This is a genomic window from Selenomonas sp. (assembly GCF_052169755.1).
Lineage (GTDB): Bacteria > Bacillota > Negativicutes > Selenomonadales > Selenomonadaceae > Selenomonas.
On sequence record NZ_JBQNBV010000120.1, the window covers coordinates 1 to 6,397 of the forward strand.

At 60.2% G+C, this 6,397-nt stretch carries 6 protein-coding genes and 1 pseudogene; 1 reads left to right on the forward strand and 6 read right to left on the reverse strand.

The window, feature by feature from the left end; all coding sequences use genetic code 11:
* Positions 1-78 precede the first annotated feature (78 nt).
* Positions 79-1,119, forward strand: a complete 1,041-nt coding sequence (locus ACTTKG_RS08430; protein WP_442673772.1) for a nuclease — start codon at positions 79-81, stop codon at positions 1,117-1,119.
* Positions 1,120-1,207: 88 nt separating this feature from the next.
* On the opposite strand, the gene moaC is transcribed toward ACTTKG_RS08430, so the two are convergent.
* From moaC to ACTTKG_RS08460, 6 genes and pseudogenes are all read right to left on the reverse strand, one after another.
* Positions 1,208-1,684, reverse strand: a complete 477-nt coding sequence (gene moaC / locus ACTTKG_RS08435) for a cyclic pyranopterin monophosphate synthase MoaC (protein WP_442673773.1) — start codon at positions 1,682-1,684, stop codon at positions 1,208-1,210.
* Positions 1,685-1,699: 15 nt separating this feature from the next.
* A complete protein-coding gene (locus tag ACTTKG_RS08440; protein WP_442673774.1) occupies positions 1,700-3,040 on the reverse strand; it encodes an MFS transporter in 1,341 nt (446 codons plus the stop codon).
* A 27-nt stretch (positions 3,041-3,067) separates the two neighbouring features.
* Positions 3,068-3,757, reverse strand: a complete 690-nt coding sequence (locus ACTTKG_RS08445) for a class I SAM-dependent methyltransferase (protein ID WP_442673775.1) — start codon at positions 3,755-3,757, stop codon at positions 3,068-3,070.
* A gap of 3 nt (positions 3,758-3,760) precedes the next feature.
* A complete protein-coding gene (mobB, locus tag ACTTKG_RS08450; RefSeq protein WP_442673776.1) occupies positions 3,761-4,933 on the reverse strand; it encodes a molybdopterin-guanine dinucleotide biosynthesis protein B in 1,173 nt (390 codons plus the stop codon).
* Complete coding sequence (locus tag ACTTKG_RS08455; RefSeq protein WP_442673777.1) at positions 4,918-5,844, reverse strand: molybdopterin-binding protein; 927 nt, start codon at positions 5,842-5,844, stop codon at positions 4,918-4,920. Before ACTTKG_RS08455 ends, mobB begins: the two co-directional genes overlap by 16 nt.
* A 3-nt stretch (positions 5,845-5,847) precedes the next feature.
* A pseudogene (locus tag ACTTKG_RS08460) lies at positions 5,848-6,397 on the reverse strand (GTP 3',8-cyclase MoaA); the annotation flags it as partial.

The following is a 6,397-nucleotide window of genomic DNA, read 5'->3' on the forward strand; positions in this document are numbered from 1 at the left end:
AATCCGCCACACCTTAACGACACTGGATAGAATGGCGTTTCGATGATATAATAAAAGCAAAGAAGGTGACATTGCATCATGCAGCAGAACGAAGACCTCCCGTCGGAATATCATGCGTCTGATTATCGAAATCCGACGTATGATCAACATGCCAAACGCCTGCTTGCACAAAGAACTATCATGGCACGTCTCCTCAAACGAACCGTGCCGGAATTCAAAGAAGCGACGATTTCCGATATTGCTGAAAAATATATCGAAGGCGCACCGCAGATCAGTGAGACTCCTATTGACAGGGATATGACTAATGCGGTTGGAAACACCCCGCGCTCCCCAAAAGAATTTCTCGGTTCCGCTACGGAAAATATCGGCATCACGGAAGGCTGGATTCGTTTTGACATCCTTTTTCATGCGCGTGTTCCGAAATCGGGCGAGCTCATCACCCTGATCATCAACGTCGAAGCACAAAGAACGCAGCGAAGCTCCAAACTCGGCTATGCACTCTTGAAGCGAGCCATTTACTATGCGAGTCGTTTGATTTCATCCCAGAAAGAAACCGAATTTACAGGCTCATCCTACGATGACCTCAAAAAGGTCTACAGCATCTGGCTTTGCATGGATTCGCCCGATGGCAAAAGCTCCATCAATCGCTACGATCTCAATGAACATCATATTCTTCATGAATATAAGGCCAATCACGCGGATTATGACCTGATCAGCATCATCACAATCTATCTCGGCGAAGAGCAGCCACCCGATGCAGATTGGCTCATCCGCTTCCTGCGTCTGCTGTTCAAAGACACACGAACACCGGCGATGAGAAAGAAGCAACTTCTGAAAGATGAATTCGATATGGATACGACGGCAGATATAGAAGAGGAGATGAAAACGATGTGCAATTTGAGTACAGGCATCTATGAACAAGGCATGGAACGCGGCATCGCCCAAGGCATGGAACGCGGCATCGCCCAAGGCATGGAGCGCGGCGCAGAAAACACCCGCAGAGAAACGGCTCTTTCCATGCTCAAAGAAGGGCTTCCCGCCGATATGGTTGCACGTATCACAAACTTGTCGATGGACGAAATCAAAGCCTTGCACCAAAAGATGCCCCATTTGAATTGAAAAACATCGCCGTCTATCGGCGAAGCAATAAAAATCCCACGCACCGTAAAAGTGCGCGGGATTTTTATTGCCGTTTGTTGATTTTCCATCAGCGCCGAAAATCGCCGCTCTTGCCGCCGCTCTTGGCATCTAAGTGCAGCGCGGTGATTTCCATGCGCTTGTCGAGCGCCTTGCACATGTCGTAGATCGTCAAGAGCGCGACGCTCACAGCGTGCAGCGCTTCCATCTCGACGCCCGTGACGCCGCGCGTCTTGACTTCGGCACGCGCTTCGACCGCAGATGCTTCGGGCAGAAGCTCGAAGTCGATGCTCACGCGCGTCAGCGGCAGCGGATGGCACAGCGGGATCGCGTCGCTCGTCTTCTTCGCCGCCATGATGCCGGCGATGCGCGCGACGCCGAGGACGTCGCCCTTCTTTGCCGTGCCGCCCGTAATCGCCTCGTAGACGGCAGGGCTTACGAGGATGCGGCCGCTCGCACGCGCGATGCGCTCCGTTTCCTTCTTCTCGCTGACATCGACCATGTGTGCGTTGCCCGCCGCATCAAAATGCGTCAATTCGTTTGCCATGAAATGCACCTCATCCTAGCAGCGGATTCCCGAACCCTTGCGGTCGTAGAAGTACCATGTGATGACGATGGTGCTGACCGTGAACGCGATGAGGATGTAGAAGGCGGGCGCGACGACGCCGTAGTTCGCGTAGGCGAAGCCGAAGAGCTTCGGGATGAAGAACGCGCCGTAGGCCGCAATCGCCGCCGTGAAGCCCGTGACGAGCGAGGAGTGGAACGGATTGTTGAAGATGTAGGGAATCATGCGGAAGGACGCACCATTGATGAAGCCCGTCGTCAAGAAGAGCAGCAGGAATGCGCCGAAGAAGACGGGGAAGCGATGCGCCTCCACGCCGAAGAGCACGAGGAAGCTCGCGCCGAGCATGACGAAGAGCGAGATGAGCGTGACGCGCGAACCGCTGTCCATCTTGTCTGCCAAGAGGCCGCCGACGGGACGGATGCCCGCGCCGATGAAGGGGCCGAGGAAAGCGGCGTAAGAGAATGGCATCTCGGGGAATTCCTTCGCGACGAGCAGCCCGAGCGCCGCCGAAAAGCCAATGAAAGAGCCGAAGCCGCAGGTGTAGATCCAGCACATGAGCCACGTATGCTTGTTGCCGAAAATGGACATCATGCTCTTGGGGCTTTGCTTCGGCAACGGCAAATTGTCCATGAAGAGCCAGACGAGGACGAGCGTCAGCGCCGTCGGAATCGTCCAGAAGTAGCAGACATTCTGCACATACATCATGCCGTCAGGCCCCGGCACGCCCTCGCCGAAGAGCGCGGAGAGATTCCAGCCCAAGAGGATCGGCGCCGTCAGATAGATGAGCGATACGCCGAGGTTGCCGATGCCCGCATTGATGCCGAGCGCGAATCCTTTGTTCGCCTTGGGGAAGAAGAAGCCGATATTCGCCATCGAAGCGGAGAAGTTTGCGCCCGCGATGCCGATGAAGGACACGAGAAGGACGAATGTCTCATACGACGTTGTGGGATCCTGCAGAGCGCGCCCCAAGCCGAAGAGCGGCAGAAGAAGCAGCGCCGTCGTGATGAAAGTAGAGTTCCTGCCGCCGATCAGTCCCGGCAGATACGTGTAAAACAGGCGTCCCGTCGCGCCGACGAGTCCGGGCAGCGCCGCGAGCGTGAAGATCTGATCGTCCGAGAAGTTGAAGCCGATAAACTTGAGCTTCGCCGCGATCGTCGCCCAGAGCGTCCACGCAACGAAGCTCAGGACGAGCGCCCACGTCGAGGTGTAGAGGTTCTGCGTCGCGATGCGCTTGCCGTACTTCTCCCAAAAGCCCGCGTCCTCGGGATTCCAGCATGCAAGGATCTCCTTGCGCGATGGATTGGGACCGAGATTCTTCCATGCCATTTCATCAGCCATTGATTCAACACTCCTCATGAAAACAACTTAAATCTTCTTGCAAAGAAAGCCTGCGAACGAGCCGATCGTCATGATGTCGACCTCGCCGTACATCGCCTGAAGCCTTGCCCGCAGGCTCTCCTCCGTCTCGTAGGGCGGCGAGAAGAAGCCGCGCCGCTCGCAGAACTGCTTGACGAAAAAATCGGTGCGCCGGCTCTTGCCGCGCACATACATCGAGCCGGAAAATATGCCGCCGCGCTTCAGGACGCGCTCCGTCTCGCGGTACGCCTTCTCCTTCTCGGGAAAGGCGTGAAAGCCGTTGACGGACAATACGAAATCAAAAGTTTCATCCGCATACTGCAAATCGCCGACATCGCCGAGCGCAAAGTCAACCGCACCGAGAGAAAAGTTCGCCGCGTGCTTTTTCGCCGCCTCCAGCATCGTCTCCGAAGCGTCGAGGCAGGTGATCTCCGCCTCCTTCATCTTCTCATAATGCGGAAACGACAGCACGCCCGTGCCGACGGGAACTTCGAGCAGCCTGCCGCGAAAATCTGCGGGGAGTCCGCGATACGCCATCGCCAGAAACTCCGGATAGGAGGCGAAGCCCCAGAGCCAGCGGATGGCAAAGCGCCCCGCCCAACTCGTATTCGTCATCATGCCGTCGTATAGGCGCGCGATATTGCCGAGCTGGCGATACGCGCGCTGCACCTTGCGCTCTTTCTTTTCGATATCATTCATGCGCTATGCGCCTCCCTTTCCGCTGTGGCCGCCGTCCCATGCGATTCGACGCAGATCGAATCCTTCCTCCCGCCCCATCAGAAAAAGGACGAAATGTGCGGCATCCTCCATAGCTTCGAGGTCAAGCTGCAAAATCCCTTCCGCCTGCCGCTCATGGCAAGAGGAGAAGAGCGCCGCGACGCGCTCGTCGAGCAGCGGCTCTTCCAGCTCGCGCCAGAGCGACAAGGCGGGAAATACGCCGTGCGAGCGCGTCTCGATGAGCACGAGATCGACGCCCGTCATGCGTGCGGCAGCCGCTTCCAGCGAGAGCTTCTCCTGCGTGCGCTCGTAGAGCCAGAAGCCCGCAGGCGCGACGACGGCGATGCTCGCCGCGCCCGCCTCGCGGAAGCGTCCGCTGTCCTTCGCCCCGTCGTTCAGAACAATGCCGTGCGCATCGCTCTTGACGACGCCGACGCGCACGCCGCGCGAGGTCAAGAGCGGCAGGAGCTTTTCAACAAAGGTTGTCTTGCCCGTGCCCGATGCGGGTGCAACGATGGATATAATGGGCACGCGGCGCACGAGGTTCGCCGCTCGGCCGCGCGCCAAGCGAAGGGCGGCGGGCATGTTCACGTTGAAAAAGCATGCGCCCGCGCGAACAGGCACTTCAAGCGCGGGAAGCGCGGCGGCCGCTCGCCGAAGGCTGCGCTCGCCTGCCGCCATAGCTGCAGAGAACACGTGCGCCGTTTCCTTGTGGTAGAGCGCGGCAAGCGGCTCGCGACGTCCTTCGGCGACAGGCACGACGGCTCGCGCCATACGCTCCGCCTTGGGCAGAAGTTCTCTCGCTGCGTCGAAGGAGAAAAAGGGCATATCCGCCGACATGGCGAAGGACCAAGCATGAGAACTCGCCGCAAGGCCGCGCGAAAGCCCCGCCACAGGTCCCTGCCCCGCCGTTTCATCGACGAGAATCCTCACGTCATAACGGCTTGCCAAGGCCTGCAGGCGCTCGCTCCTTTCTTCGACGCACAGGAAGATCTCTGCAAAGCCCGCAGCAGCCGCCTTTTGCAGCAGTCCCTCCAACAACGGCACGCCGCCGACATCGAGCCAACGCTTGTCCTCGCCCATGCGCCGGCTTCTGCCGCCCGCGACGACGAGGAGCGTCACGTCGGCGAAGCTCTGCGGCCTCACTTTCTCGCGCACTCGCCCGCGTCGCCGCGCAGGATCTCGATGCCGTGCGCCAACTGCGGCAGGATGAAACCGAGACACTCCTCGACCGCCTTGGCGCTGCCCGGCAGATTGACGATCAGCGTGCGCTTGCATATACCGGCGGCGGCGCGGCTCAGCATGGCGCGCGGCGTCACCTGCATCGAGAGAGCGCGCATCGCTTCGGCGATGCCCGGCGCCTCGCGTTCGATGACGGCTCGCGTCGCCTCGGGCGTCACATCGCGCTCGGAAAAACCCGTGCCGCCCGTCGTGGCGACAAGCGCGACTCCGAGATCGGCGCATTCCTGCATCTCCTTCGCGAGCGCCGCCTCATCGTCGGGCAAAATCACACGCCGTGCGATGCGATAGCCTGCTCCCTCCAACAGATGCTGCGCCAAGTCGCCGCTCTTGTCCTCGCGCTCGCCGCGTGAGCCCTTGTCGCTCGCCGTGATGACGGCGGCGTCGAGCGGCAGCTTGCCTTCGAAGAAACTTAATTCATCGCCGGGCTTCAGCGTGCCGCCGTGCAGCACGCGTGCAAAGACGCCCTCGCGCGGCATGATGCAGTCACCGACCGCCGCGTAGATGGCACAGTGCGCATGACACTCCTTGCCGATCTGCGTGATTTCAAAGATGACGTCGCCCGCCGCGAGGCGCGTACCGACGGGAAGCTCACGGAAGGAGAAGCCCTCTGCGACGATGTTCTCGCCGAAATCGCCGTGGGAGACCGTCGCACCGCGTGCGCGAAACGCCTCGATCTCCGCCGCGCCCAGAAAGCTCACTTGACGGTGCCATTTCCCCGCGTGCGCATCGCCGACGATGCCGTGCCCCACATGAAAGAGCGCCTTTTCCAGCGGCTTCTTCTTCGTGCCGCGTCGCTCGCTCGCGGCAATCGTTACAATCTTTCCCAATCCTCACCCTCCGATCTGGTACATGCGCCGCTTCTCCTCGCCCGCGCCGCCCGCCGCTTCAAAGCAATGCTCGCGCGGCTTTTCGGCAATCACCTGCCGCAGCTTCCTGAAGAGCGCCGCGTCATCCGCGCCCGCGCGCAGAAGTGTGCGCAGGTCAAGCCCCGCATCCAGCGCAAGGCACAGCTTCAGATAGCCCTCCGCCGTCAGGCGCACGCGGTTGCACGAGCTGCAGAACTTGTGCTCCAGCGCGTCGATGAAGCCGAGCGCACCGCGAAATCCTGCCGGTCGAAAGCACGCGGCGGGACCGGTGAGCGCTTCCTTGACGACGGGCACGAGCGCACCGAAAGATTCCTCCAAGATGCGGCGCACCTCAGCGGTCGGCACGCCCGTCAGCCCCGCCTCCTTCGCCATGCCGATCGGCATGAGCTCGATGAAGCGCACGTCGATCGGGCGCTCCTTCGCGAGGGCGGCGAGCGAAACAAGTTCCGCCTCATTGACGCCCTTAAGCGGCACGCAGTTGAGCTTCGTCTTGAGCCCTGCGGCGAGCGCCGCC